This is a genomic window from Ciceribacter sp. L1K23 (assembly GCF_018122705.1).
In the GTDB taxonomy this organism is placed as follows: domain Bacteria; phylum Pseudomonadota; class Alphaproteobacteria; order Rhizobiales; family Rhizobiaceae; genus Allorhizobium.
In genome coordinates, this window is sequence record NZ_JAGRRC010000001.1 from 947,015 (window position 1) to 973,726 (window position 26,712).

A 26,712-nucleotide genomic window follows, 5' to 3' on the forward strand; every position below is an offset into this window, starting at 1 on the left:
GCGGTCAATAAATTCCGCGACAAACTGCCCCCATCCCCCTGTCAAGGCTGGACATATTTCGCTATCAAGCTTAGAACGCGCCAAATTGACGGGGAATCTGTGTCTGCTTCATGGCGCAGGGGGGATTCGTCGCCATTTGGGCAAATGCGGTGATCGCAAACATTTGCGAAGAGGATGGTCTGACCGTGAGCGAACACGACAACAGCGACAGCATGGGCGAGCCTACTCGCCGCGATTTTCTTTACCTGACGACGGGTATGGCCGGTGCCGTGGGCGCCGTGTCGGTTGCCTGGCCGTTCATCGACCAGATGCGGCCAGACGCCTCGACGCTGGCACTCGCCTCGATCGAGGTGGATGTCTCAGCACTGGAGCCGGGCATGTCGCTGACGGTGAAGTGGCGCGGCAAGCCGATCTTCATCCGTAACCGTACCGAGAAGGAAGTCGAGGAAGGCAAGGCCGTTCCGCTCGCCGACCTGAAGGACCCGATCGCGCGCAATGCCAATATCGACGGTACCGCGGAAGCGACGGATATCGCCCGTTCGGCCGGCGACGGCAAGGAAAACTGGATCGTCATGATCGGCTCTTGCACCCATCTCGGCTGCGTCCCGCTCGGCCAGGCCGGTGATTTCGGCGGATGGTTCTGTCCCTGCCACGGCTCGCACTACGATACAGCGGGCCGTATTCGCAAAGGCCCGGCGCCGGAAAACCTGCACATTCCGACCTATGGCTTCGTTTCCGACTCTGTGATCAAGATCGGTTGAGGGGATACTGAAATATGAGTGGTCATTCTAGCTATCAGCCGTCCACCGGTCTGGAGAAGTGGATCGATTCGCGTCTGCCGCTGCCGCGGATGATGTACGACAGCTTCGTCGCCTATCCGGTCCCCCGGAACCTGAATTATGCCTATACCTTCGGCGCCATGCTGATGGTGATGCTGGTCGTGCAGATCCTGACCGGCGTTGTGCTGGCCATGCACTATGCCGCCGAAACGACAGTCGCGTTCAACTCGGTCGAAAAGATCATGCGCGACGTGAACCACGGCTGGCTGCTGCGCTACATGCACGCCAACGGTGCCTCGTTCTTCTTCATCGCGGTCTATCTCCACATCGCGCGCGGTCTCTACTACGGTTCCTACAAGGCGCCTCGCGAGATCCTCTGGATTCTCGGCGTGGTCATCTACCTCCTGATGATGGCGACCGGCTTCATGGGCTACGTGCTGCCCTGGGGTCAGATGTCCTTCTGGGGTGCGACCGTTATCACCGGCTTCTTCTCGGCTTTCCCGTGGGTCGGCGAATGGATCCAGCAATTCCTGCTCGGTGGCTTTGCCGTCGACCAGCCGACGCTGAACCGCTTCTTCTCGCTGCACTACCTGTTGCCGTTCATGATTGCCGGCGTCGTGGTGCTGCACATCTGGGCGCTGCATGTCACCGGCCAGACCAACCCGACCGGCGTTGAAGTGAAGTCGAAGACGGACACCGTTCCGTTCACGCCTTACGCGACCCTCAAGGATGCGTTCGGCATCTCGCTCTTCCTGATCGTCTATGCCTGGTTCGTCTTCTACATGCCGAACTACCTCGGCCATCCGGACAACTACATTCCGGCTGACGCACTGAAGACCCCGGCTCACATCGTTCCGGAATGGTACTACCTGCCGTTCTACGCGATGCTGCGCGCCATCACCTTCAACGTCGGCCCGATCGACTCCAAGCTTGGCGGCGTTCTGGTGATGTTCGGTTCGATCATCATCCTGTTCTTCCTGCCCTGGCTCGACACGTCGAAGGTTCGCTCCGCCGTCTATCGTCCGTGGTACAAGCTGTTCTTCTGGATCTTCGTGGCAAACGCCATCATGCTCGGCTATCTCGGCGCGATGCCGGCGGAAGGCCTGTATGTGGTCATGTCGCAGGTCGGCACGCTCTACTACTTCGGCTTCTTCCTCGTGATCATGCCGCTGCTTGGTCTGTTCGAAACGCCACGGCGCATTCCGAACTCGATCACCGAGGCGGTTCTCGAAAAGAACGGCAAGTCTGCCGCAGCCCAGGCCTGAGCGCGAGAGAAGGACTGATACAATGAAAAAGCTTGTTGCAAGCATCGCGCTGATCGCCTCGATCGGAACCTTCGGTGCCGTCGCCACGGCGGCAGAAAGCGAGGGAGACCTCGCCGAAGCCGTCCATCATGCGGCCCAGGTCGGTCACTATCCGATCCTGAAGCCGAAAAATGTCGAATGGTCGTTCGCCGGCCCGTTTGGCAAATACGACAAGGGTCAGCTCCAGCGTGGCCTGAAGGTGTACAAGGAAGTCTGCTCGGCCTGTCACTCGATGAACCTCGTGTCTTTCCGTACGCTGGAAGACCTTGGCTACTCGGAGGAGCAGGTGAAGGCGTTTGCCGCCGAGTACGAAGTCGAGGACGGTCCGAACGGTGATGGCGAGATGTTTACCCGCACCGCCGTGCCATCAGATCATTTCCCGTCGCCGTTCCCGAACAAGGAAGCGGCTGCCGCCGCCAACAACGGCGCTGCTCCGCCGGACTTCTCGCTGATCGCCAAGGCGCGCGGCGTGACCCGTGGTTTCCCGACCTTCGTGTTCGATATCTTCACGCAGTACCAGGAAGGCGGGCCGGATTACATCTACTCGCTGCTTACTGGTTACCAGGAGCCGCCGGAAGGTGTCACCGTTGCCGAGGGTACGCACTTCAATCCTTATTTCGCGAATGCCGCGGCGCTCGCTATGGCACAGCCGATCAGCGACGATCAGGTGACCTACGACGACGGCACGCCGCAGACGCTCGACCAGTACGCGAAGGACGTAGCCGCGTTCCTCATGTGGGCAGCGGAGCCGCATCTGGAAGAACGCAAGCGCACCGGCTTCATGGTCATGGTGTTCCTGGCGATCTTCACCGCGCTCGTCTATCTGACGAAGAAGTCAGTTTACGCGAACAAGGAACACTGAGGTTTTCCAAGCCCATTGGAAAAGGCGGCTTCGGCCGCCTTTTTTGTTGGTCGCAGCGGGCGCTGTTGCTAGTGTTGCCCAACTTTTCCGAACTCTCCCAGAGACAGAACATGAGCAATATTGCCCTGGAGCTCGCCTCCGCCATCCGTTCGATCCCGGACTATCCAAAACCGGGGATCATCTTCCGCGACATCACCACGCTGCTCGGCAATCCGCGGGCGTTTCGTCGCGCCGTTGATGAACTCGTGCAGCCTTATGCGGGTCTGAAGATCGACAAGATCGCCGGCATGGAGGCGCGTGGCTTTATCCTGGGTGGCGCGGTCGCGCATCAGCTGTCGGCCGGTTTCGTGCCAATCCGCAAGAAGGGCAAGCTGCCGCACGAAACGGTGCGGATCGCCTACAGCCTGGAATACGGAGTGGACGAGATGGAGATGCACATCGATGCGGTGCAACCGGGCGAGAAGGTTATCCTTGTCGACGACCTGATCGCCACCGGTGGCACCGCCGTCGGAGCTGTGCAGCTTCTCCGGCAGATCGGCGCCGACGTGGTGTCCGCCTGCTTCGTGATCGATCTTCCGGATCTTGGCGGACGAAAGAAGCTCGAAGCGATGGGCGTCGAGGTACGCACGCTGGTGGAGTTTTCGGGGCACTGAAGCCCATCTGGCGATCGCGTTCACAAAAAAACGCCGGCGTAGACGCCGGCGTTTTTTGTTTCGGTGGACGTTAGCGGTCCTTGGTTTGATCAGTCGCCGGCTTTTGCGCCGGCTTGTCATCCCGCTTGTCCGCGCCGGCTTTTTCCCGACGGTGGGCGTCCGGGCTTGCGGTGATCACGCCCGGATCCTCGTCGGTTTCCTTCTTCGTCGTGTCGTTGTTCTTTGCGTATTCGGACATCTGTCTACTCCTCGTTGGGCTCCCGTTATCAACGGACCCGATAGGCAAATGTTCCTCCCTCTGATCGTCCGACGGCCGCCAAAGTCGCGAACGAAAAAGCCCTCCCCACGCCGGGCGGGGAGGGCTTCACACCGTTGATTGTCGACGCAGACGCGTTCGATATCAGGCCAGGTCGAAGCGATCGGCGTTCATGACCTTCGTCCAGGCGGCAACGAAGTCCTTGACGAACTTTTCGGCGTTGTCGTCCTGGGCGTAGACTTCCGCGTAAGAGCGCAGGACTGAGTTCGACCCGAAAACCAGATCGACACGGGTGGCGGTATACTTCGCCGCCCCGGTCTTCCGATCGCAGATATCATAGCTGTTCTTGCCGGTCGGCTTCCAGCTGTAGCCCATGTCGGTCAGCGTGACGAAGAAGTCATTCGTCAGCTGGCCTTCGCGGTCTGTGAAGACGCCATGGCGGGTTCCGCCGAAATTGGTGCCAAGCACCCGCATGCCGCCAAGCAGGACCGTCATTTCCGGACCCGTCAGGCCCATCAGCTGGGCGCGGTCGAGGAGCATTTCCTCGGGGCTGACCACATAGTCCTTCTTCAGCCAGTTGCGGAAACCGTCGGCCAGCGGCTCGAGCGGTGCAAAGCTTGCGGCATCCGTCTGCTCGGCCGTCGCATCACCACGACCCGCGGCGAAGGGCACCTCGATCGTATAGCCGGCCGCCTTGGCTGCCTTTTCGATGCCGACATTGCCGGCGAGCACGATGACGTCAGCAACGCTGGCTCCGAATTCCTCGGCGATGAGCTCCAGCACCGACAGGACCTTGCCGAGACGGGCGGGCTCGTTTCCTTCCCAGTCCCGCTGCGGAGCAAGCCGGATGCGGGCGCCGTTCGCACCGCCACGCATGTCGGACTGGCGGTAGGTGCGGGCGCTGTCCCACGCCGTCGAGACCATCTCGGAGATCGAGAGACCCGAGGCGGCGATCTTCGCCTTGACGGCACCGATGTCGTAGTTGGTCGGGCCAGCCGGGATCGGATCCTGCCAGACCAGGTCTTCGGTCGGTGCGTCGTGTCCGATGTAGCGGACGCGCGGCCCCATGTCGCGATGGGTCAGCTTGAACCAGGCGCGGGCGAAGGTATCCTTGAAGTATTCCGGATCGGCCATGAACTTTTCGCAGATGGCGCGGTAGGCCGGGTCGACCTTCATGGCCATGTCGGCGTCGGTCATCATTGGCATGCGGCGGACCGACGGATCGGACGCGTCGACCGGCATATGCTCTTCCTTGATGCCGATCGGCTGCCACTGCTGCGCGCCGGCCGGGCTGCGGGTCAGTTCCCACTCATAGCCGAACAGCAGCTCGAAATAGCCCATGTCGAAGACGGTCGGGTTGGCGGTCCAGGCACCTTCGATGCCCGAGGTGACGGCGAGGCTTGCCTTGCCGTTCTGGTTCGGGTTCATCCAGCCGAAGCCCTGGTTCTCGACATTGCCTGCCTCCGGCTCGGCGCTCAGCGCGCCGGCATCGCCGTTGCCATGGGCCTTGCCGACGGTGTGGCCGCCGGCCGTGAGGGCTGCGGTTTCCTCATCGTTCATCGCCATGCGGGCGAAGGTCTCACGCACCTGGGCGGCGGTGGCCAGCGGATCGGGCCGGCCGTTCACGCCTTCCGGGTTGACGTAGATGAGGCCCATCTGCACGGCGGCGAGCGGGTTTTCCATCGTGTCGGGCTTGGTGACGTCTTCGTAGCGGTTGTCGGACGGCGCCAGCCATTCCTTTTCGGCACCCCAGTAGACGTCCTTCTCCGGACCCCAGATGTCGGTGCGACCGAAGGCAAAGCCGAAGGTCTTCAGGCCCATGTCCTCGTAGGCAATGGTGCCGGCGAGAATGATCAGGTCGGCCCAGGAAATCTTGTTGCCGTACTTCTTCTTCAGCGGCCAGAGCAGGCGGCGGGCCTTGTCGAGGCTGGCATTGTCCGGCCAGGAGTTGAGCGGGGCGAAGCGGATATTGCCGGTGCCGCCGCCGCCGCGACCATCGGCCAGGCGATAGGAGCCGGCTGAGTGCCAGGCGAGACGGATCATCAGGCCGCCGTAATGGCCCCAGTCGGCCGGCCACCAATCCTGGCTGTCCTTCAGGAGCGCCCTCATGTCAGCCTTCAGGGCAGCAACATCGAGCGTCTTGACTGCTTCACGATAGTTGAAGCCGGTCAGCGGATTGGTCTTGGTATCGTGCTGGTGCAGGATGTCGAGGTTCAGCGCATTGGGCCACCAGGCCATGACCGAGCTACCAGTGGCGGTGTTGCCACCATGCATGACGGGACATTTGCCAGCCGGTTTCGTACTTGCGTCCATTTTATCCTCCGACGGATTTTTTCAGGTTTGAAGATCGAGGAGAAGGTAAGCGCGTTGTGTGACAGCGAGCGTCTTCCTTCCGTGATTTCAACGGTTAGCAAGCCTGTTCCATAAATTCCAATTGTATAATCTAAAGGGTCCGATATGCTCAGGTTATGATAGGTTTGTCGATGCGGCATCTGCGCTACTTCGATGCGCTCGCGCGATCGGGCCATTTCGGCCGGGCGGCGGAGGCCTGCGCCATCTCTCAGCCGGCGCTTTCGGTACAGATCCGCGAGTTGGAGGACCTCATCGGCGCGCCACTGGTGGAGCGGGGTGGGCGGACCATCCGGCTGACGACACTCGGCAACGAGTTCGCCGAGCGGGTGCGGGCCATCCTGCGTTCCGTGGACGAGCTCGAGGATCTGGCGCGGGCTGCTCACGGGCCGCTTGCCGGGCGGCTGCGGCTCGGAATCATCCCGACGGTCGCGCCTTATCTGTTGCCTGAGGTGATCGCCACGCTCACCCGCCGCTATCCGGGTCTCGACCCGCGCCCGCGCGAGGCGATTACGCAGAGGCTGATCGAGGACCTGCTGGACGCGCGGCTCGATGCGGCAATCGTGGCGCTGCCGGTGTCGGAACCTGCGCTCGAAGAGGTGCCGCTGTTCGACGAGGAATTCGTGCTGGTGCGCTCGCTCGAAGATGCCGACAGGCCTGTGCCGAGTTCCGACAGGCTGCACGAAATGCGGCTGCTCTTGCTGGAAGAGGGCCATTGCTTCCGCGACCAGGCGCTCGCGGTGTGCAACATCAGTTCCTCCACGCCACGCGATCTGATGGAGGGCAGTTCGCTCTCCACGCTGGTGCAGATGGTCAGTGCCGGCATCGGCGTGACGCTGATTCCGGAAATGGCCGTTTCTATCGAGGCGCGGTCGGCGGAGATTTCCGTCGCCCGCCTCGCCGAACCCCGGCCATTCCGGAGGATCGGCATGGTCTGGCGCAAGACAAATCCGCTCAAGCAGCAGTTCGAGAAGGTGGCCGAGATCGTGCGCGAGATCGGACTGGCGCGGCAGATCGAGGCAAGCATGCTGCGGGCAACAGCGGATCACGCGGAGCGGCTGCCGTCTGTCCCGTCGGAGTTGGCCGCGGCATCCCCCTGACGGATACCTGTGACGCTCATGCCAGAGCGAGCTTCGCAGCCATCGCCAGGAGCGCGGCCGCGAAGACACGTCTGATCCAGGCGAGTACGTTCGGACGCTCGACGACACGATCCCGAAGCGATGCGGCGAAGAGGCCGTAGATGGCGAAGACCACGAAGGTCATCAGCATGAAGACGAGGCTGTCGGCGATCATCAAAGAGACGGCGCCTTCCGCTGACGGATCGACGAACTGCGGCAGGAAGGCGAGGAAGAACAGCGATAGCTTCGGGTTGAGCAGGTTGATTAGGATTGCCTGCATGACGATACTGGTGCCGGACTGACGTGTATCCGGCTTTCCCAGCCCGCCTCCGCCGCCGGCACGCAGCATGTCGATCGCCATATAGATGAGGTAGATGATCCCGGCGAGCTTGAGGATCATGAAGGCCTTTTCGCTGCTGCTCAGCACGGCGGCGAGGCCGAGGATCGCGGCGGCCATGTGGGGCACGATGCCGAGGGTGCAGCCAAAGGCGGCGACGATCGACATGCTGCGTCCGCGCATCAGTCCCATGGCGATGGTGTAGATTGCGCCGGTGCCGGGCGTGGCGACGACGATAAAGGCGGTCACGAGGAATTCGAGGGTCATGGGTGTCTCCGGTTCCATTTGGAAGGAGAGATACAACTAGTGCCGCTCCTGCGTCTTGAACGGGATTGCAGTTGTCGCCTGCCGAAAGGCTGCCGGCGTCAGACCGTAGTGACGGCGGAAGGCGCGAGTCAGGTGGCTCTGGTCTGCGAAGCCGCTCTCGGCGGCGGTTGCCGCCAGCGGTACGCCCGAGGCGATCAGGCGACGCGCCAGGAGAAGGCGCCGTTGCAGGAGATAGGCGTGCGGCGTCAATCCGGTTACCTTCGCAAAGGCTCTCAGCGTCTGGAAACGGCTGAGGCCAGTCTCCGCCGCGAGAGATGCGAGTGTCGGCGTCGAGGTTGGGTCGTCGTCGATCATCTGCCGGGCGTGGGCAATGCCCCGTTGATCGTGACGATCGAGATGTGCGCGAGGTGGGGCCATCGCTTCGGCCAGCAGGTCCAAAAGTGCCTCTTCCCAAGCGAGCGGCCCAGCCGCATCGGTCGTCCTGATCGTGCGCCAGGCGCACAGGAAACGATCAGCCAGTTGCCCGTTCCTGAACACCGGGGCCTCGAATTCGAGAGCTGGCGCGGTGAGGTGTGTGAAGCCGGCGGCAAAGTCGTGCAGACATTCCGGTGTCAGATAGAACATCGTCCAGCGACGGCTCTTGCCGCCCGCCGGAATGCCATCATGAACCTCGCCCGGATTGACGGTGATAACGTTTCCAGGACCGGCCTCGACCTGACCGCGTCCGGATGCCGAGAGTTGACCACCGTCAAGTATGACGCCGATGCCGAACTCGTCGTGGGTATGCCTCGGAAAGACGTGATCGCTTTCCGCCGCCACGGCGTGGAGTCCGCGAATACCGGTCGAGAAGGCTGTGAACCCGTGGGCCATGAACGCTACATCGCTTTCTCGATATCCGGCGCGATCGCTTCCGGTTTGGTGGTTGGGGCATACCTCGCAATCGGCACGCCGTCGCGGCCGATCAGGAACTTGGTGAAGTTCCACTTGATCGCCTCGGTGCCGAGAATGCCCGGCACCTCGTGGGTCAGGTATTTGTAGAGCGGGTGGGCATCGTTGCCGTTGACCTCGATCTTGGAGAACAGCGGAAACGTGACGCGGAAGCGCAGGTCGCAGAAGGAGGCGATCTCCGCGTTGGTGCCACTTTCCTGCGCGCCGAACTGGTTGCAGGGAAAGGCGAGCACGACGAGGTCATCGGCATATTTCTCCTGCAGTTGCTGGAGGCCCTCGTATTGTGGCGTGAAGCCGCAGGCGCTCGCGGTGTTGACGATCAAGAGGACCTTGCCGGTGAATTCGGAGAGCTGCCGTTCCTTGCCGGTGATGTCGAAGGCGGTGAAATCGTGGACCGTCATAGTCGTTTCCTATTCGAACTCGATGATCTTGCTTTTGAACCGCAGAACCGGCTCGCCATTCTGGTTGACCCCTTCGGCGAGGCCGGTGTTGAGGATGAGGCCAGGACGAGAGGCGAGCGGACGGCTGTCGATGCCGGTCAGGGAGTAGCTGACGACATCGCCGGCAAACACTGGTTTCAGCCATTGCAACTCGCTGAAACCGGGGGAGGGGCCGAGCTTCGGAGGGACCACGCCCTCCGCGATCAGCCGCGCCGTCTCGAGGCGCCAGAAATCGATGAAGCAGCGCATCCATTCGGCGCAGGTGTGCCAGCCGGACGCGCAGAGGCCGCCGAAGACGTAACCCTTTGCGGCTTCCGCGTCGGTGTGGAAGGGCTGGGGGTCGAATTTTTCGGCGAAGCGGATGATCGATTCGGCGGTGAATTCCTTGCTGCCGGTCTTCAACGGATGACCAGGCGGGGAGAGTTCGAGCAACTTCATGCGGTGCCCCCCTCGATATCGCGACGGCGGAACATGATCGAGTTTTCCGAGACAAGAACCCGTTCGCCGCGCTGGTTTTCCAGTTCGTGGCGGAAGGTGGCGATGCCGATCTGCGGACGCGAGCGGAGGGTACGCGCGGCCGTGACTGTCGACCGCCCTGACAGCGTATCACCGGCCAGCACGGGCTTTTTCCACTCCATAACGTCGATGCCGGGTGCGCCCTCCGAGACCGAGGACAGCAGATAGGCGTCGATCATCATGCGCATCAGCATGGCGCTCGTGTGCCAGCCGGAGGCAGATAGACCGCCGAGAATGCTCGCCTTGCCGGCCTCTTCGGAGAGATGCATCGGCTGCGGATCGAACTCCGTGGCGAAAGCAACAATCTCGGCAGCATCAACCGTTTTCGGCCCGAGCGGAAAGCTCCGGCCCGGTTCAAAATCCTCGAAATAAAGTCTCGTCATTTTCTCCGCCCGCATTACTGTGCCGGTACCATGGCGGGGGACGTTCTGAAATTCAAGGAGGTGACATGAGCGGGTGGCTCGACCAAGCGACCTTTCTCAACGGCATCGAGCCCGAAGCCCGAGACATGCTGGCCGCAGTGAAACCGCAGTTCGTGCCCGCAAAGACCGTCCTCTTCGGGGCGGGCGATGAGGCCAAAGCCTTCGTGATCATCCTGTCCGGCCGGATCGGCGTGTATCTGACCGGACGCAACGGTCGGGAACTGCTGCTTTACTCGGTTACGCCGGGGGAGACCTGCATCCAGACGACACTCGGCGTAATGGGCGGTACGCGCTATTCCGGGGAGGCCATTGCCGAAATCGACATCGTCGCCGTGATGCTCGCTCCCGACCTGTTCGACCGGCTGATGGCGCGGTCGGCGACATTTCGCGGCTTCGTCTTCAAGGCGTTCGGTGCGCGCCTTACGGACATGATGTTCGTGCTGGAACAGGTCGCTTTCGTGAAGGTCGAGCAGAGACTTGCGAAGGCACTGGTCGAGCGCGCTGACGATAACGGTATCGTCGCGGCGACGCACCAGGAGTTGGCTGCCGTTATCGGCTCCGCCCGCGAGGTTGTGTCACGGCGGATAGAAGCGCTGGTTTCGCAAGGGTTGGTCACCAGCGAGCGAGGCCAGGTTCGCCTTCTCGACCGCAACGAATTGCGCCGGATGGCTGGACCGCAAACTGCGTGAAAGCGTGACTTAGTCACCGACACGGAAGGTAACGCGGCGTAGTGTCGGCGCATGGACAACAAAGCCGGAGGGACTTTCATGTTTGCCAAGAATGTCGGATCGATCGACCGCGTCCTGCGGATTGTCGCCGGACTCGTGCTGCTGTCGCTGTTCTTCATCTATCCGGATGCATCGTGGCGCTATCTGGCGCTGATCGGCATCGTGCCGCTGGCGACCGGTCTGCTGTCGACCTGCCCGCTTTATTCGATCCTCGGTATCTCCACGTGCCCGGTGACCAAGGCCTGAAGGACAACGTCCCAAAACGTCGAAAGCCGCGATCGATGTCGCGGCTTTTTCTTTTTGAACGAATGGATTGCCGTCAGGTGTTGAAGCGGAAGTGGATGACGTCGCCGTCGTGGACGACGTATTCCTTGCCTTCGTCGCGGCCCTTGCCGGCTTCCTTGGCGCCGACTTCGCCCTTGTAGGCGATGTAGTCGTCATAGGAGATGGTGAAGGCGCGGATGAAGCCGCGTTCGAAATCGGTATGGATCACACCGGCGGCCTGGGGCGCCTTGGTGCCGCGGACGATGGTCCAGGCGCGGCATTCCTTGGGGCCGACGGTGAAATAGGTGATGAGATCCAGCAGGTGGTAGCCGGCGCGGATCAGGCGGTCGAGGCCGGCCTCGTCGAGGCCAAGGGCCGAGAGGAACTCGGTCGCTTCGTCTTCCGGCAACTGCGCGACTTCGGCTTCGATCGCGGCCGAGATGATGACGCATTCCGCACCCTGTTCCGCCGCCATCTTGGCGACGGCTTCGGTGTGCTTGTTGCCGGTCGCGGCATCGGCCTCTGCCACGTTGCAGACGTAGAGGACCGGATGCGAGGTCAGGAGGTTCAGGCCCTTTAGGATTTCGATCTCTTCCGGGGCGAGCGTCTTCAGCAGGAGACGGGCGGGCTTGCCTTCCTGCAGGAGCTTGACCACCTGTTCCATGATCGGCAGCTGGGCGGTCGCTTCCTTGTCCTTGCCGGTGGCGCGCTTGCGGGTCTGCTCGACGCGGCGTTCCAGGCTTTCCAGGTCGGCGAGCATCAGTTCGGTCTCGATGGTGTCGGCGTCGCCGACGGGGTCGATCTTGCCCTCGACATGGGTGATGTCGTCGTCTTCGAAGCAGCGCAGGACGTGGACGACGGCGTCGACTTCGCGGATATTCGCGAGGAACTTATTGCCGAGACCTTCGCCCTTCGACGCGCCGCGCACGAGGCCGGCGATGTCGACGAAGGAGATGCGGGTCGGGATGATCTCCTTGGAGCCGGCGATGTCGGCGAGCTTCTTCATGCGCGGATCGGGAACGGCCACTTCACCGGTGTTCGGCTCGATCGTGCAGAAAGGATAGTTTGCCGCCTGGGCGGCTGCCGTCTTGGTCAGCGCGTTGAAGAGAGTGGACTTGCCGACATTCGGAAGCCCGACGATACCGCATTTGAAGCCCATGGCTCTGAATACCTGCTCGGGATGGATTTTCGTTGACCACGCGTATGGGGTATAGGAGAGGGACGGTCAAGTGTTGACCGTCCGCGAAGCGTATCCAACCGATCCGGGAGTTCGCCATGGCAGACAAGGACACGGTGCTGGCGCCGAAGACGGTGTCGAAGCCGAAGCTGGAGCGTCCCAAGCTCTACAAGGTCATCCTGCTCAACGACGACTACACACCACGCGAGTTCGTCACCATCGTGCTGAAGGCGGTGTTCCGGATGAGCGAGGAGACCGGTCACAGGGTGATGATGACGGCGCACCGGTTCGGATCGGCGGTCGTCGTGGTCTGTGCCCGGGATATCGCCGAGACCAAAGCCAAGGAAGCGACCGACCTCGCCAAGGAGGCGGGCTTCCCGCTGATGTTCACGACCGAGCCCGAAGAGTAGGACTCAATCCTTTTTCTCGCCGAACATCCGCTTGAGCATGTCGGCCATCGGTCCGCTCGCCGGCATTTTCGGTGCCGCGCCGCCCCGCGCCTGGCGGATATGCGACTGGCCGGCAGGCTTGGGTGGTTTCGCCGGCTTTGCCTTTTCCTCTTCGGCCTTGCCGCCGGTCGCCAGCGCCAGTTTGTTCATGAACTTCGATTCATCGGCCAGCATCATCATGTCGGCATTGTCGGCGATGGCGTCGAGCAGCGGATCGAGCCAATCGCGGTCGACTTTGGCGAAATCGCCGAGAACGTGACCATGGACACGGTCCTTGTCGCCGGGGTGGCCGATCCCGAGCCGGAGACGGCGATAGTCCTTGCCGCAGTGGGCATCCATGGATTTGAGGCCGTTATGGCCGCCATGGCCGCCGCCGGTCTTCATCCGGGCCCGGCCTGCTGGCAGGTCGAGTTCATCGTGGATCACGATGATCTGCGCCGGCGTCAGCTTGTAGAAGCGCATCGCTTCGCCGACGGATTCGCCTGATAGGTTCATGAAGGTCTGGGGCTTGATCAGCAGCACCTTTTCACCGCCGAGTTCCCCCTCGGAAATCTCCGCCTTGAACTTCTTCGACCACAGGCCGAACGGATGGCGGCGATGGATGGCATCGACGGCCATGAAGCCGATATTATGGCGGTTGTTTTCGTATTTTGCGCCCGGATTGCCGAGGCCGGCGATGATGAACATGTGACGTCAGTCCCGTGCTTGTCTCTGGTGATCCACCATCGTCAAACGCGGGACTTGTCAACCCGTTTCTTACTGCAACTCCGCCGTCGTCTCCCCCAGGCCGCCGAGACCGTGGGCTTCCAGGATGCGAGCCTGCGTGCCATTGGCGATCAGCTCTGATAGCGCGTCCTGCATTTTCTTCTGCAGGTCGGCGGGGAAATCGATGTTGCAGGCGATCGAGAAGGTCTGCTTGGAGAACACGAATTCCGCCTCCACCGGATTACCTTCCGCCTTGAGCTTGGTGTAGTACTTCTCGGAGATCGGCATCATGTCGATGCGACCAGCCAGCAGTTTTTTCAGCGTCAGATCGAGATCGGCCGCAAGGTCGATCTTCGGGAAACCGTTGCGTTGGAGAAGATCCTGCGTGTAATCGTTGCGTTGTGTGCCGACAATGTACTGGCGCGCTTCCTCGACGTTCTTCGCCTCAACGTTTGTCCCGGATTTCGAGATCATGAAGTTGCGATCGATCGCCAGTGGTTCCACCCATTTGAAGCGCGCGTCGCGTTCGGGAATGTGGGCCGTTGTGAAGACACAGTGATCATGCTCGGATTCGGCGAGCGCGAGGGCCCGGGCCCAGGGCATAAGTTCCACGGTATAGTCGACACCAACCGTCTTCATCATCTCGACGACCTGTTCGTAGCCGGCGCCCCCATAGCCATCCCCTTCGCGATAGTTGTAGGGCGGATATTCCTCCGTGGTGAACTTGACGGTTTGTGCCTCCGCAGCGGGAGCGGCGGCAAGCAGAAGCAGCACAGAAAGCATTCTCATGTTGTCTTCTCCTGGTTCTCGGGCGGGGCGGCCGCCGCATTAGGCAACGTAGGTCGACTTCTCCTGTTGCCACTGGTGTTGTTCGATCAGATCCTCGACCCGCTGCGGACGCGCGAAGAGATAGCCCTGGCCGTAGTCGCAACCGAAGTCGCGGACGATTTCCCATTGGGCGCCGGACTCGATGCCTTCGGCGACGACCGAGCAGCCCATGCGGTGGGCGATGTCAGTAATGCCTTCCGCGAGGAGGTGGCTCTTCTTGCGTTTCTCAGGCTGTCCGTCTGTGAGCGAGCGAATGAAGCTCTGGTCGATCTTGATGATATCGACCGGGAAACGGTTGAGGTAACTCAGCGACGAATAGCCTGTGCCGAAGTCGTCAAGCGCGATGCGGCAGCCGAACTGCTTGAACTCCTCGAGGATCGTGTGCACGAGCGGATTGTCGCGCAACAGCATGGCTTCCGTGATTTCGATGACGATGCGCTCGGGCCGAATGTTGCGTCGCGCCGTCAGGGCGGCCAGCCGCATCGGCAGGCCGGGCTCGAACTGCAGGGGCGAATAGTTGACGGCAAGATAGGTGCGGTCGTCACCGGTGGCTTCGGTCAGCATCACGAGGTTGTCGAGCGCTTTTTCGAGGATGCGATTGCCAATGTCGACGATCGAACCGGTTTCCTCGGCGACATTGATGATGTCGCCGGGCGGGAGAAGGCCCTTTTGCGGATGGTTTAGCCGCATCAGCGACTCGTAGCCCATGACGGTTCCGTCCGTCAGATCGACGATCGGCTGGAGGAAGGCCTCGAACCAGTCGTTTTCGAGGCCTGCCTCGATGAAGCTCTCGATCTCGGCGCGCTGGCGGGTGCTGTCCTGAAGCTGCGGGTCGTAGACGCGCGCACCATTCTTGCCGCCCCGCTTCTTGCTGTACATCGCAAGGTCAGACTTCTGCAGCAGTTCGGCCGCATTGCCGGCATGGGCGGGATAGAGCGCGATGCCGATGCTGGCGCTGAGGCGCGCGGCCGTGCCCTGCAATAGGAAGGGTGCGTCGAAGATTGCGCAGATGCGCCGGCTAACGTCCAGCGCGGTGCGCTCTGCGTCGCCGGAGAGCAGCAAGATCGCGAACTCGTCGCCACCGAGTCTCGCCGCAACGGATCCCTGCGGTAGAAGCGGTTCAAGCATGGCGACGAACATTTTTAGCACCGAGTCGCCGGCCTGATGTCCCAGATTGTCGTTGATCCACTTGAAGCGGTCGAGGTCGATGAACAGGCAGGCGAGTTGCGTGTGCGCCGCGTCCGCCTCGGCGATCTTCTCGTCCAGCGCGCTTTCGAAGCCCTGGCGGTTCATGAGCCCTGTCAGGTGATCGGTGATCGCCTGACGGTGGTTTCTTGCCTCGGACTGCTTGAGAGCGGTGATGTCCGTCATGACGCTGAGGGAAAGGGCCTCGGCCTCATCTTCGACGCTCTTCGAGCTTTCGATGATCAGGACATCCATCACGCGCCCATCGGCGCAGATGAATTTGGTGGTGCACTCCCAGATGCACTCGCCGATCTGGCGTTCCCGCTTGCGGCTGAGGTATTTTTCACGGGCATCGGCGGCAATGCGGTCCGAGAACCGCGTTCCAAGTACATCCTCGCGGCTATAGCCGGTGGCAAGCAGCCAGTGGTCGGAAACGCCGGTGATGCGATCGTCGTCGTCGATCGAGAACAGCATGGCCGGCGTCATGTTGTAGATTTCGTTCGAGCGCCGATGCGCGAGCTTCAACTCACGCTCTTCCTGCTCGAGCTTGATCTGCATGGCATTGAAGCTCTGCGCCAGGCGGCCCATTTCATCGTTCGAATGCCAGTCGACGTGGTGACGCGAGCCAAGGCGACGGGTCGCCTCGATGGCGGCCGTCAGCTTCAGAAGCGGCTTCACGATCATCATTCGGTTGCCGACGACGGCGGCACCGATGACGGCAAGAACGGTGATCAGGAAGATCGCGACGATGGCCGCCTCGGCTTCGCGCAGGCTCGACAGGAAACTCCGGCGGCTGAAATAGACCGTGATCGAGCCGACGACCTTGGGGCCTTCGACCGTTTCGTACACGATCGGCTGCGATTTGGACCGCAGCCCACCCTTGGGCCATTCGGGCATGGCGGGCAGCGCGACGCTGAGGGCTCCGGCTGTATCCCTGATCTGAACCTTGCTGATGGCTCCGCCGGAGATAACGGTCGTGGCGATGCGCCGGACGCTTTCCTCGTCGAAGTCCCACATCGGCTTTCCAAGCGCCTGGGCATTGGCCGCCAGGAGTACGTCGACGTGATCCTCGAGCTCGCGTCCGGCCCGTTCGGTGGACAGCGTCAGGAAAAGGACGAATAGGGGAACGACGAGCACGAAAACCGCCGTCGCGACGATCGCGAGGAACCGGTTCTCGACTGAATGTGTCATGGTGCGGCGGCCTCCCGCTGCTCCGGATGTCCCCATGCGGAATTCAAACCCTTTTCCCCTTATGATTTTGATCAAGAGGCGAGGGTGTCAGAGAAAGCTTAAACGCGGCTGAAGCGACAGGATTAACAAAGGGGTGATGCCGGAGTGCAAGATTTCGCACTATAAAAAACCCCGCCTCGGTGGAGGCGGGATTTCCTGTTTGCGGGTCGATCTCGTATTTCGAGCGGCCTATCAGGCTTCGGTTTCGGTTTCTTCCGAAACGCCACCGGCCGGCGCCACGATCGTTGCGATCGTGAAGTCGCGGTCGGTGATGACCGGGGTCACGCCCTTCGGCAGCTTCACATGCGAGATGTGGAGGCTGTCGCCGATCTTGTGACCAGCGAGGTCGACCGTGATGAATTCCGGGATGTCGTTGGCCGGGCAGTGCAGTTCGACATCGTGACGAACGATGTTCAGAACGCCGCCGATCTTGATGCCGGACTTTTCTTCGTTGATGAAGTGAACCGGAACGGCAACGACGACCTTGCTGTCGGCTGAAACGCGCAGGAAGTCCACGTGCAGGAGGAAGTCACGAACCGGATCAAGCTGGTAGTCCTTGGGCAGGACCGAAACCTTCTTGCCGTCGACTTCGATCGTTGCGACGGTGGTCTTGAAACCGCCGGCATGAATGCGCTTTGTCAGCTCATTCGTGTTCAGCACAATGGAGACGGGGGGCTGCTTGTCACCATAGATGACAGCAGGAATGAGACCTTTGCGGCGAAGTTCACGGGAGGACCCCTTACCGACCCGTTCGCGCGCCTCGGCCTTGAGCTCGTATGAAGAGTGGCTCATGGCATTTCCTTTCGAGGTTATTTGGAGAGCTTGAAAGTGCCTGCAAAAGGCAATTTTTCGAAGCTGGAGGTGCCGTTTCCGGCAGACCTCATCCGCGTTGCCTCCAAGGGTGTCTGCGCGGACCGGGGCGCTATAGACCACGAAGCATGAAAATGCAAGGCGCTGCGGGGTGTTTCGGTCGGTGCACCGACCTCCGTATATTCAAGGATCGGTAACTACATATCCCAATCGTTTGGAAATTGCTTTTTGTTAGGAAGGGTGCGTCCGAATTTGCCGAGTTCATTTCATGCTGACTGTCCTTTCCTGCATTGTTGTCGACCATAACCCTGTGTTCACCGTCGCCGCAGTCCTGGTTTGCCTGACCGGATCGCTTCTGACCATGCGTCTGTTCGCGCGGGCACGACATACCCGAAAGGCGACACGGTTCAGTTGGCTGGCACTCGGCGGGATCATTGGAGGCGCGACGATCTGGACCACGCATTTCGTCGCTATGATGGGCTACAAGGCCGGCGTCGTTGTAGGTTACGAACCCGTCGGAACCCTTTCGTCGCTTGCCATCGCAATCGCCGTGACGTCGGCCGGTTTCCTTATCAGCACGGTCCAGCAGCGCGGTGCGCTGATCGAGGCCGGTGGCGTCATCATGGGGCTCGGCATCGCCGCGATGCATTATACAGGCATGGACGCCTATGAAGTGCAGGGTCTCAAGCAATGGGATGCCAACTTCGTCCTCGCGTCCCTGATTGCCGGTGCGTTTCTCGGCGCTGTGGCGACCAACCGCATCGGCCGGCCGGTGACGCGTTTCTGCAAATACGGCGGCGCCGCCGCCATGATCCTGGCGATCGCATCGACGCATTTCATCGGCATGGCAGGCCTGACGATCGTGCCGATGGCAGACGCGGTCGTTCCGGCGAATGTCGTTCCGGAGGGCGTCCTTATCGTGGTCGTGGTCGCAATCATGATGATGATCCTCGCCCTTGGGGCAGCTTCCTATTTCATCGACATGCAGTCGACCCGGGCGAGCGCCGAGCGGTATCGTCATCTCTCAATGCATGACGCCCTGACCGGTCTCCCGAACAGGGTGTCGCTGATGGAGCATCTGGGGGAGGCGCTGGAGATGCCGGCAGGCCGGTCGCCCAAGATCGCAATCCTGTCTTTCGATCTCGATCGTTTCAAGGAGATTAACGACGTGCACGGTCATGCGGCCGGCGACCACGTCCTTCGGGCAATTTCCGAGCGCATGTCCGGCGTTCTCAATGATGACGAGTTCCTTGCCCGGGTGGGCGGTGACGAGTTCGTGGCCATCAAGACGCGCTACTTCACCCGGTCCGACGCGATGCATTTTTCCAAGCGGCTGATCGACCAGATCAGCCGCCCCATCGAGTGGAAGGAGCAGATATTCCTCGTCGGATCGAGCGTCGGCATATCGATCTATCCGGATTCGGCGACGACCATTGACGATCTGCTCGCTCAGTCGGACGTTGCCATGTATCGCGCGAAGTCGACTGGTTCCAACAACATCTGCTTCTACGATATCTCGATGGACAGTGCCGCGCGCGAGCGCAACGCGCTGGCCATGGATCTGCGAACGGCGCTGCAGCAGCGACAGTTCGAGCTCTATTATCAAAGGCAGAACGAGACGGCGAGCGGCAAGGTGATCGGCTTCGAGGTCCTGCTGCGTTGGAACCACCCGCAGCGCGGTCGCATCTCGCCAGCGGATTTCATTCCGATCGCCGAGAAAACCGGGCTCATCAACCAGATCGGCGACTGGGTTCTCGAGGAGGCCTGCCGCGAGGCGGCGGCATGGGGCAATCCCTTGTCGGTCGCGGTGAACGTGGCACCGGCGCAGCTTGCGGACGCGAAGTTTCCGCAGCGCGTCCAGGAGATTCTGCAGACGACCGGTCTGGATCCCCTGCGCCTGGAACTCGAAATCACGGAGTCCGGGATCATCCAGGATCAGCAACGCGCTCTGCAGACGATCCGTCAGTTGAAGGACGCGGGAGTGAGAATTGCGATGGACGACTACGGCACGGGGTATTCCTCGCTCTCGACATTGCAGCTCTTTCCGTTCGACAAGATCAAGATCGATCGCAGCTTCATCGACGGCGTTGCCACCAATCGTCATTCGGCGGCCATCGTCAGGTCGACGCTCATTCTCGCCGCCAGCCTTGATATTCCCGTTCTCGCCGAAGGGGTGGAGAACGCGGAACACATGACTTTTTTGCTCGATGAGGGATGTCAGCAGGTGCAGGGGTTCTATTATGGACGACCATCGCCGCGCGCCGACATCGAGATCGAGGTGAACGGCCCGGAGATCGAACTGCCGATGGATCAGCAGGTCACCGATCGCGAAGACGCAAAGAAGCCGGCCGCTGCCTGATTGTCGTCCCGACTGTCGCAGTTTTGCGACAGACCGGCCGCCCAAGTATCATGCGGACTTGAGGTTGCCACACGCCATTGAAACATGGATCGGTGAAGAGCATGATGGGCCCAAGCTTTGGGAGGAGCCGATGCGCCAGTCCGTGCGACATTCCGATCTTGTCTATGCGACCGCCTCGCGGCCATCCGCGGCGATCAGTTCGCCGATCGCGGCGTCGTGGATCCGGTGCCTCGATGTTCATCGCCTAATGCCGGACGCGCCTCGGGATCCGGTGCAGGTGGACGCAGATGCATATACTTCGTCACGCGAAAGCATGGAGCCGCTCATTCATGCCTGTGCTGACGAGTTCGACCGCCTTTACCAGACGGTCGGCCGCTCCGGTTGCTGCATCGTGTTGTCCGACCGGCACGGCGTGATCGTCGATCGGCGAGGGGCGGCCGGCAATGACGTCGAATTCAAGAAACTCGGTCTGTGGCAACGCAACCTCTGGAGCGAGGCGAGCGTCGGCACGAACGGTATCGGGACGGCGCTTGCCGACGAACGCAGCGTTATGATCCACCGCGATCAGCATTTCCTGTCTTCAAACATCTCGCTGAGTTGCGTCACGGCGCCGATCCGCGATCATCTGGGCCAGGTCGCCGGCGCAATCGACATCTCCACCTGCCGCGACGACGTGACCGACATGACGCTCGCGATGCTTTCGCACGCCGTGCGCGACGTCGCAGGCAAGCTGGAGACGACGCTGTTTCGCAGTGCCTTTCCCGGCGCCCGCATCGTCATGGTTCCATCGGGTCCGATCTCATCGGTGGCACTGCTCGCCGTCGACCAGGACGACATGATCCTCGGCGCGACCAAGGCGGCGCGGGTGGCGCTTCGGCTCGACGATGCACAGATACGGAGCGGCATGCCGGCAGCCGATGCGCTCAATGAAGACCGACGTGAGGTTTGCGCCGATCTCGAGGAGGCGGAACGGGCAGCGCTGCGGCGGGCGCTTTCCCGCAGCAACGGCAATGTCTCTCTGGCAGCCCAGACGCTTGGTATCAGCCGCGCGACGATGCACCGGAAGCTGAAACGGCTTTCCTTGCAGTAGCGCTGCGACATATGTCGCAGAACTGAAACAGTGTGCGCTGCAATAGCCCCCGGGCGGTCTATCCTCTCGGCGTCGCTCCGACAATCATCGTCCCATCGGCCCGAGGAGGGCCTTTCACAGGGAGGATGACAGATGAATATCCAGGTTCAACCGGTTGCGAACACGCCGTTCAAGCTCCGTTACGGCAATTTCATTGGCGGTGAATGGCGCGACCCGATCAATGGTCGCTACTTCGACAATACGACGCCGGTCACTGGCGGCAAGCTTTGCGAGGTTGCACGTTCGGACGAGGCCGACATCAATCTGGCGCTGGATGCCGCCCACGCGGCGAAGGACAAGTGGGGCCGCACCTCGACCACCGAGCGCTCGAACATCCTCTTGAAGATCGCCGACCGGATGGAGGCCAATCTCGAGCTTCTGGCGCGGGCCGAGACGTGGGACAACGGCAAGCCGTGGCGCGAAACCATGGCAGCCGATATTCCGCTTGCGATCGACCATTTCCGTTACTTCGCCGCCTGCGTGCGGGCACAGGAAGGCACGATCGGCGAAGTGGACCACGATACGATCGCCTATCACTTCCACGAGCCGCTCGGCGTTGTCGGGCAGATCATTCCATGGAACTTTCCGATCCTGATGGCGGCCTGGAAAGTGGCGCCGGCACTTGCCGCAGGCAACTGCGTCGTCCTGAAGCCGGCAGAACAGACGCCGGCCTCAATCCTCGTGCTGGCCGAACTGATTGCCGATCTCCTGCCACCGGGCGTTCTTAACATCGTCAACGGCTTTGGTCTCGAGGCCGGCAAACCTCTCGCCTGCAGCCCGCGGATCGCCAAGATCGCCTTCACAGGCGAGACCTCGACCGGCCGGCTGATCATGCAATATGCCTCGCAGAACCTGATCCCGGTGACGCTCGAACTTGGCGGCAAGTCGCCGAACATTTTCTTCGAAGATGTTATGCGCGAGGACGATGACTATCTCGACAAGGCGCTCGAGGGCTTTGCGATGTTCGCGCTCAATCAAGGTGAGGTCTGCACATGCCCGAGCCGCGCGTTGGTGCACGAGAAGATCTACGACCGTTTCATGGCAAAGGCGGTGAAGCGGGTCGAGGCGGTGCGCCAAGGCAATCCGCTCGACATGTCCACCATGATCGGCGCCCAGGCGTCCAACGAGCAGTTGGAGAAGATTCTCTCCTATATCGACATCGGCAAGCAGGAAGGCGCGGAAGTGCTGACCGGCGGCTACCGCAACGAACTCTCCGGCGATCTGGCGGGCGGCTATTACGTCAAGCCGACCGTCTTCAAGGGTCACAACAAGATGCGGATCTTCCAGGAGGAGATTTTCGGCCCTGTTGTCTCCGTCACGACGTTCCGAGACGAGGAAGAGGCGCTCGCGATCGCCAACGACACGCTCTACGGCCTCGGCGCCGGCGTGTGGAGCCGTGATGCGAACACCTGTTACCAGTTCGGTCGTAACATCCATGCCGGACGTGTCTGGACCAATTGCTACCACGCCTATCCCGCCCATGCGGCGTTCGGCGGCTACAAGCAGTCGGGTATCGGCCGCGAAACGCACAAGATGATGCTCGACCACTACCAGCAGACCAAGAACATGCTGGTCTCCTACAGCCCCAAGGCGCTCGGTTTCTTCTGAGCCAACGTCTTCACGAAATGTCCGGGTAGCCGCCAAGCTAACACCCGGACGTCCGGCGGCGGCCCCGATCGCCGCCGGACACCTTTTCGAGGGAGGGCAGGAATGACGAGCAGTTCGATCGCGCGCGTGATCGCAACCGACGCTGCGCTGGAATTCATCGCCGAAATCCGACGAGACCATCCGGATATTCTCTTTCATCAGTCGGGAGGTTGCTGCGATGGGTCGTCGCCGATGTGTTATCCTTTGGCGGACTACCGGGTGGGCGAGACCGACATCAAGCTCGGCGACATCGGTGACGTTCCCTTCTACATCAACCGGTCACAGTTCGAGGTCTGGCAGCACACGCAACTGATCATCGACGTGGTACCGGGACGGGGAGGCATGTTCTCGCTCGACAACGGCCGGGAGAGGCGCTTTCTCACTCGGTCGAGACTATTCGGGGGAGGGGAAGCTTGCCCGTTGCCGGATCGATGAGATGTGCCTGATCCGACGCATAAAAAAGCCCGGCAGTCTTACCTGTCGGGCTTTTAGGTTTCTGGTCTGATGTGGATCAGGCCGCCTGACGCTGCCTACCTGTGCTTGTCGGAGCGCGCTGGATCGCGAAGTGGCTGACCTGCTGGGTGAGACCGTCGGCCTCGCTTGCGAGCGCAAAGGCGGCAGCCGTCGTTTCCTCGACCATCGCGGCGTTCTGCTGGGTGACCTGGTCGAGGTCGTTGACGGAGGAGTTGATCTCCGACAGACGTGTCGACTGGTCGCGCGAGGCGTCGGCGATCGCGCCGATGTGGTCGTTGATCGCGACGATGTTGGTCTCGATCTGGCTGAGGCTCTCGCCGGTCTTCAGAACGAGCGCCACGCCGCCCTCAACGTCTGCGGTCGAGGTATTGATGAGCTGCGAGATGTCGCGGGCGGCACCCGACGACTTCTGGGCCAGCTCGCGGACTTCCTGAGCGACGACGGCGAAGCCCTTGCCTGCCTCTCCGGCACGGGCGGCCTCGACGCCGGCGTTCAAAGCCAGCAGGTTGGTCTGGAAGGCGATCTGGTCGATGACGTCGATGATCTGGCGGATTTTCGAGGACGAGCTTTCGATGCGCTCCATCGCGACGATCGCCTCGCTGACGACCGTTGACGAGGTCTTGGCGCCGTCAAGCGCATCGGCGGCGACGCGGACCGCGGTCTGGCAGCGCTTCAGGGTGTCGTTGACCGAGCCGGTCATCTCGCCAAGGGCAGCGGCCGCTTCCTCGAGCGAGGCTGCCTGGCGTTCCGTGCGGTGAGCAAGATTTTCCGAAGCCGATTTCAGGTCACCGGAACCGCCACGGATCGTGTCGGCGCTCGCGGTGATTGAGCGGATCGTTGTCTCAAGCTGATCGACAGACTGGTTGAAGTCGACGCGCAGGTGATCCAGCGACGGCACGAAAGGCGTGTCGATGCGCAGGTTGAGGCGGCCTGCCGCCAAATTCTTGAGGCCGGTGGCAAGAGCGGATACCGCTTCTTCCAGTTCGGCAGCGCTGCGGGCCTTCTCGGCCTCGCGCTGCTGGCGCTCCTCGTCGATTTCGTATGTGCGGCGTTCCGATTCCTCTTCCATACGCTCCTTGTCGAGAGCGCTCTGACGGAAGGATTCCAGCGCGCGCGCCATCACGCCGATCTCGTCGCCGCGCGAAACGGCCTTGATCTCAATCGACTTGTCACCCTCGTTGAGGCGGTTCATCAGGGCGGCAAGTTCCGTGAGCGGACGGGTGAGGCTGGCGGACACGAGCAAGCCGACCGCGCCCATGGCAGCGAGGACGGCCAGCGTCGCCAGGAATGCCCAGCGGGCGAGATCGTTGGCGGAGGCCAGTACCTGGGCTTCGTCCTGGCCGATCACCAGCAGGTGGGGCTGACCGAACAGGGTGATCGGCAGGTAGGAATAGAAGTTGGAGTGATCGCCGGCTGTCGCGAAGACCGATCCCTTCTGCTGCGTCTTTGCCGCTTCCACGAGTTCGGGGGCGATGACGCTGCCGCTCGACACCGTGCCGCCGCGAACCGAGCCGTCAGCGGCGAGAAGGAAGGCGTCGCTGATGGTCTGGCCCAGTCCTTCGGGTGCGAGGATGGACGCGAGCTTGTTGGCGGAGACGCGCACCACGACAGTGCCGCGCTTCACGACGTCGCCCCAGACTGAGACGGCGAGCGGCTTGGCAACGAAGGCGGAGACATCGCCATCCTGCGCCTTGAAGTCGACGAAACCCGAACTGTGAAGCTGATCGAGTGCACCTGCCTCGACCTGATCGTAAAGGACCTTCAGGGAAGCGTTCTGCGGATCGGCAACGTTCGTAATGAACTCATCGCCCTTGGTCACGGTGTAGACGATCTGTCCGTTGACATCGAGAACGTAGATGTCGCTCACATTGGCGTTCTTGCGGGCGCTGGAGAGCGTGCCGTGGATCGCGCTGTGGCGAACGCCGTAGAGCAGCTTCAAGCCCGATCCGTCGAAGGCGGCGCGATCCTCCACGCTCTTTGCCGGGTCCTGGAAGGCTTCGCGGACGCTGGCTTCCTCGATCTTGATGAGGTTGCCGGCCGAGTCGGTGGTCTCACCGATCGCGGTGTTCTGCGACAGTTCCGACAGCGTCTGCTCGATGCGCTGATTGTAGGCGAGGAGCGATTTCGACTGGTTTGCAGAGATCGTGTCGAGACGAAGTTTGCTCGCTTCGATCAATCCATTCTTGCCGATCTGGTAGCTTAGGATGCCGACGGCCGAGCAGGAGACGAGAGTGGCGCCGATCACGAGCGCCGCGAATTTTGCCTTGACCGATAATATGCCTTTGATCTGGCTCGGTGCCGAATTGCCTTTGAACATCAATAAACTCCTCCAGGCGCAATATGCCGGGGAGTTTCGGGAAAATTGATTTCGGGAGTGTTAAGGCTGTAAGGCTAAAGGTTTAGTCGCGCCGGAACCGATGCCGGCGCGCGCGCCATTTTCTCAGTCGAACAGGCTCGATACGGACTCTTCGGCACTCGTGCGGTTGATCGCCTCGCCCAGCAGGTTCGCAGTCGTCAGGACGCGGATGTTGTGGGCCGACTGGACCGCTGTCGTCGGCTGGATCGAATCGGTAATGACGAGTTCGCGCAGCTTGGAAGAGGTGACGCGCGAAACGGCCCCACCAGACAGCACACCGTGGGTGATATAGGCCGTTACGCTGGTGGCGCCGTGCTTGAGAAGCGCTTCCGCCGCGTTGCAAAGCGTGCCGCCAGAATCGACGATGTCGTCGATAAGTATGCAATCCTTGCCGGTGACATCGCCGATAACGTTCATCACCTCGGACTCGCCCGGACGATCGCGACGCTTGTCGACGATGGCCAGAAGACAGTCGAGGCGCTTGGCCAGCGAGCGGGCGCGAACCACGCCGCCGACGTCAGGCGAGACGACCATGACATTGCGGGTGTCGTAGCGTTCCTTCACGTCGCGAGCAAGGAGCGGAACGGCGTAGAGGTTGTCCGTCGGGATATCGAAGAAACCCTGGATCTGGCCGGCGTGCAGGTCGAGCGTCAGGACACGATGTGCACCGGCCTCGGTAATCAGGTTGGCGACAAGCTTGGCGGAGATCGGTGTGCGCGGACCCGGCTTGCGGTCCTGGCGGGCATACCCGAAGTACGGAAGGACCGCCGTGATGCGCCGCGCCGAGGAGCGGCGCATGGCATCGATCATGATCAGGAGCTCCATCAGGTGATCGTTGGCCGGGAAGGCGGTGGACTGGACGACGAAAACGTCCTCGCCACGCACATTTTCCTGAATTTCAACGAAGATTTCCTGGTCGGCGAACCGCCTGACGCTGGCTTTTCCGAGTGGTACGTTGAGATAATTGCAGATTGCTTCGGCGAGCTGCCGATTGGAATTACCTGCGAAAACCTTCATGTTGGTCCGCCTGTTGTCGTGCTGTTGGGGCGCTTTTACCGCCTAGCCCCCCGATTGCAAGAGGTTAGGCGGGGTCGTCGAACTTTTTCATGAAAAGAATGTG

The 26,712-nt window shown here is 61.5% G+C and carries 26 protein-coding genes; 12 read left to right on the forward strand and 14 right to left on the reverse strand.

All coding sequences use genetic code 11. The features are described 5' to 3' along the window. Positions 1 to 185 precede the first annotated feature (185 nt). The 4 genes from petA (at position 186) to J5J10_RS04360 (ending at position 3,598) form a co-directional block, all read left to right on the forward strand. Positions 186 to 761 (forward strand): ubiquinol-cytochrome c reductase iron-sulfur subunit, encoded by a 576-nt coding sequence (gene petA, locus J5J10_RS04345; protein WP_208551653.1) that lies wholly within the window; start codon positions 186 to 188, stop codon positions 759 to 761. 14 nt (positions 762 to 775) lie between these two features. Continuing rightward, the gene (locus tag J5J10_RS04350; RefSeq protein ID WP_208551651.1) at positions 776 to 2,044 is read left to right on the forward strand and encodes a cytochrome b N-terminal domain-containing protein; all 1,269 of its coding nucleotides are present in this window, start codon (positions 776 to 778) and stop codon (positions 2,042 to 2,044) included. A 22-nt stretch (positions 2,045 to 2,066) separates the two neighbouring features. Continuing rightward, a complete protein-coding gene (locus tag J5J10_RS04355) occupies positions 2,067 to 2,945 on the forward strand; it encodes a cytochrome c1 (protein ID WP_208551649.1) in 879 nt (292 codons plus the stop codon). Positions 2,946 to 3,055: 110 nt separating this feature from the next. Beyond that, positions 3,056 to 3,598, forward strand: a complete 543-nt coding sequence (locus tag J5J10_RS04360) for an adenine phosphoribosyltransferase (protein ID WP_208551646.1) — start codon at positions 3,056 to 3,058, stop codon at positions 3,596 to 3,598. 70 nt (positions 3,599 to 3,668) lie between these two features. Here J5J10_RS04360 and J5J10_RS04365 read toward each other — a convergent pair whose 3' ends face one another. Further along, positions 3,669 to 3,836, reverse strand: coding sequence for a hypothetical protein (locus J5J10_RS04365; RefSeq protein WP_208551643.1), 168 nt, complete (start codon positions 3,834 to 3,836; stop codon positions 3,669 to 3,671). A 162-nt stretch (positions 3,837 to 3,998) separates the two neighbouring features. Beyond that, a complete protein-coding gene (gene katG, locus J5J10_RS04370) occupies positions 3,999 to 6,167 on the reverse strand; it encodes a catalase/peroxidase HPI (protein WP_211928985.1) in 2,169 nt (722 codons plus the stop codon). 155 nt (positions 6,168 to 6,322) lie between these two features. Here katG and J5J10_RS04375 point away from each other — a divergent pair, with 155 nt between their 5' ends. Continuing rightward, a complete protein-coding gene (locus J5J10_RS04375; RefSeq protein WP_211928986.1) occupies positions 6,323 to 7,303 on the forward strand; it encodes a hydrogen peroxide-inducible genes activator in 981 nt (326 codons plus the stop codon). A gap of 16 nt (positions 7,304 to 7,319) precedes the next feature. Here the strand turns inward: J5J10_RS04375 and J5J10_RS04380 are convergent, their stop codons facing one another. From J5J10_RS04380 to J5J10_RS04400, 5 genes are read right to left on the reverse strand one after another with little or no spacing between them, the layout of a single operon-like run. Beyond that, a complete protein-coding gene (locus J5J10_RS04380; protein WP_211928987.1) occupies positions 7,320 to 7,925 on the reverse strand; it encodes a LysE family translocator in 606 nt (201 codons plus the stop codon). A gap of 36 nt (positions 7,926 to 7,961) precedes the next feature. Next, positions 7,962 to 8,795, reverse strand: a complete 834-nt coding sequence (locus J5J10_RS04385) for an AraC family transcriptional regulator (RefSeq protein ID WP_211928988.1) — start codon at positions 8,793 to 8,795, stop codon at positions 7,962 to 7,964. A gap of 5 nt (positions 8,796 to 8,800) precedes the next feature. Then, positions 8,801 to 9,274, reverse strand: a complete 474-nt coding sequence (locus J5J10_RS04390; protein WP_208551637.1) for a glutathione peroxidase — start codon at positions 9,272 to 9,274, stop codon at positions 8,801 to 8,803. A gap of 9 nt (positions 9,275 to 9,283) precedes the next feature. Beyond that, positions 9,284 to 9,751 carry a MaoC family dehydratase gene (locus tag J5J10_RS04395; RefSeq protein WP_208551636.1) on the reverse strand — a complete coding sequence of 156 codons (468 nt, stop codon included), beginning with the start codon at positions 9,749 to 9,751 and terminating at the stop codon, positions 9,284 to 9,286. After that, positions 9,748 to 10,227 carry a MaoC family dehydratase gene (locus tag J5J10_RS04400; RefSeq protein WP_208551634.1) on the reverse strand — a complete coding sequence of 160 codons (480 nt, stop codon included), beginning with the start codon at positions 10,225 to 10,227 and terminating at the stop codon, positions 9,748 to 9,750. Before J5J10_RS04400 ends, J5J10_RS04395 begins: the two co-directional genes overlap by 4 nt. 50 nt (positions 10,228 to 10,277) lie before the next feature. Here J5J10_RS04400 and J5J10_RS04405 point away from each other — a divergent pair, with 50 nt between their 5' ends. After that, entirely contained in the window at positions 10,278 to 10,940 is a 663-nt protein-coding gene (locus J5J10_RS04405; RefSeq protein WP_211928989.1) for a Crp/Fnr family transcriptional regulator, read from the forward strand. 78 nt (positions 10,941 to 11,018) lie between these two features. Next, positions 11,019 to 11,225, forward strand: coding sequence for a DUF2892 domain-containing protein (locus tag J5J10_RS04410; RefSeq protein WP_211928990.1), 207 nt, complete (start codon positions 11,019 to 11,021; stop codon positions 11,223 to 11,225). Between the two features lie 73 nt (positions 11,226 to 11,298). Here the strand turns inward: J5J10_RS04410 and ychF are convergent, their stop codons facing one another. Further along, on the reverse strand, positions 11,299 to 12,402 hold the full coding sequence (ychF, locus tag J5J10_RS04415; protein ID WP_208551630.1) for a redox-regulated ATPase YchF: 1,104 nt from the start codon (positions 12,400 to 12,402) through the stop codon (positions 11,299 to 11,301). A 116-nt stretch (positions 12,403 to 12,518) separates the two neighbouring features. On the opposite strand from ychF, the gene clpS reads away from it, so the two are divergent. Next, complete coding sequence (gene clpS / locus J5J10_RS04420; protein WP_208551629.1) at positions 12,519 to 12,830, forward strand: ATP-dependent Clp protease adapter ClpS; 312 nt, start codon at positions 12,519 to 12,521, stop codon at positions 12,828 to 12,830. Positions 12,831 to 12,833: 3 nt separating this feature from the next. Here the strand turns inward: clpS and pth are convergent, their stop codons facing one another. The 4 genes from pth to J5J10_RS04440 form a co-directional block, all read right to left on the reverse strand. Then, positions 12,834 to 13,556, reverse strand: coding sequence for an aminoacyl-tRNA hydrolase (gene pth / locus J5J10_RS04425; protein WP_211928991.1), 723 nt, complete (start codon positions 13,554 to 13,556; stop codon positions 12,834 to 12,836). 69 nt (positions 13,557 to 13,625) lie between these two features. Next, positions 13,626 to 14,363, reverse strand: a complete 738-nt coding sequence (locus J5J10_RS04430; protein WP_211928992.1) for a transporter substrate-binding domain-containing protein — start codon at positions 14,361 to 14,363, stop codon at positions 13,626 to 13,628. Positions 14,364 to 14,402: 39 nt separating this feature from the next. Next, complete coding sequence (locus J5J10_RS04435) at positions 14,403 to 16,778, reverse strand: EAL domain-containing protein (RefSeq protein WP_211928993.1); 2,376 nt, start codon at positions 16,776 to 16,778, stop codon at positions 14,403 to 14,405. A 231-nt stretch (positions 16,779 to 17,009) separates the two neighbouring features. After that, positions 17,010 to 17,609, reverse strand: coding sequence for a 50S ribosomal protein L25/general stress protein Ctc (locus J5J10_RS04440; protein ID WP_208551624.1), 600 nt, complete (start codon positions 17,607 to 17,609; stop codon positions 17,010 to 17,012). 286 nt (positions 17,610 to 17,895) lie between these two features. Here J5J10_RS04440 and J5J10_RS04445 point away from each other — a divergent pair, with 286 nt between their 5' ends. The 4 genes from J5J10_RS04445 (at position 17,896) to J5J10_RS04460 (ending at position 23,197) form a co-directional block, all read left to right on the forward strand. Then, positions 17,896 to 19,986: a bifunctional diguanylate cyclase/phosphodiesterase gene (locus J5J10_RS04445; RefSeq protein WP_211928994.1), complete on the forward strand. Its 2,091-nt coding sequence runs from the start codon at positions 17,896 to 17,898 to the stop codon at positions 19,984 to 19,986. A 130-nt stretch (positions 19,987 to 20,116) separates the two neighbouring features. Next, positions 20,117 to 21,076 carry a helix-turn-helix domain-containing protein gene (locus tag J5J10_RS04450; RefSeq protein ID WP_211928995.1) on the forward strand — a complete coding sequence of 320 codons (960 nt, stop codon included), beginning with the start codon at positions 20,117 to 20,119 and terminating at the stop codon, positions 21,074 to 21,076. A 132-nt stretch (positions 21,077 to 21,208) separates the two neighbouring features. Further along, positions 21,209 to 22,723 carry an aldehyde dehydrogenase gene (gene adh, locus J5J10_RS04455; protein ID WP_211928996.1) on the forward strand — a complete coding sequence of 505 codons (1,515 nt, stop codon included), beginning with the start codon at positions 21,209 to 21,211 and terminating at the stop codon, positions 22,721 to 22,723. Between the two features lie 102 nt (positions 22,724 to 22,825). Next, positions 22,826 to 23,197, forward strand: a complete 372-nt coding sequence (locus J5J10_RS04460; RefSeq protein ID WP_211928997.1) for a DUF779 domain-containing protein — start codon at positions 22,826 to 22,828, stop codon at positions 23,195 to 23,197. A gap of 76 nt (positions 23,198 to 23,273) precedes the next feature. Here the strand turns inward: J5J10_RS04460 and J5J10_RS04465 are convergent, their stop codons facing one another. Together J5J10_RS04465 and J5J10_RS04470 are read right to left on the reverse strand one after the other, a co-directional pair. Beyond that, positions 23,274 to 25,553 carry a methyl-accepting chemotaxis protein gene (locus J5J10_RS04465; RefSeq protein WP_211928998.1) on the reverse strand — a complete coding sequence of 760 codons (2,280 nt, stop codon included), beginning with the start codon at positions 25,551 to 25,553 and terminating at the stop codon, positions 23,274 to 23,276. A gap of 123 nt (positions 25,554 to 25,676) precedes the next feature. Next, complete coding sequence (locus J5J10_RS04470; protein WP_208551617.1) at positions 25,677 to 26,609, reverse strand: ribose-phosphate pyrophosphokinase; 933 nt, start codon at positions 26,607 to 26,609, stop codon at positions 25,677 to 25,679. Positions 26,610 to 26,712 lie beyond the last annotated feature (103 nt).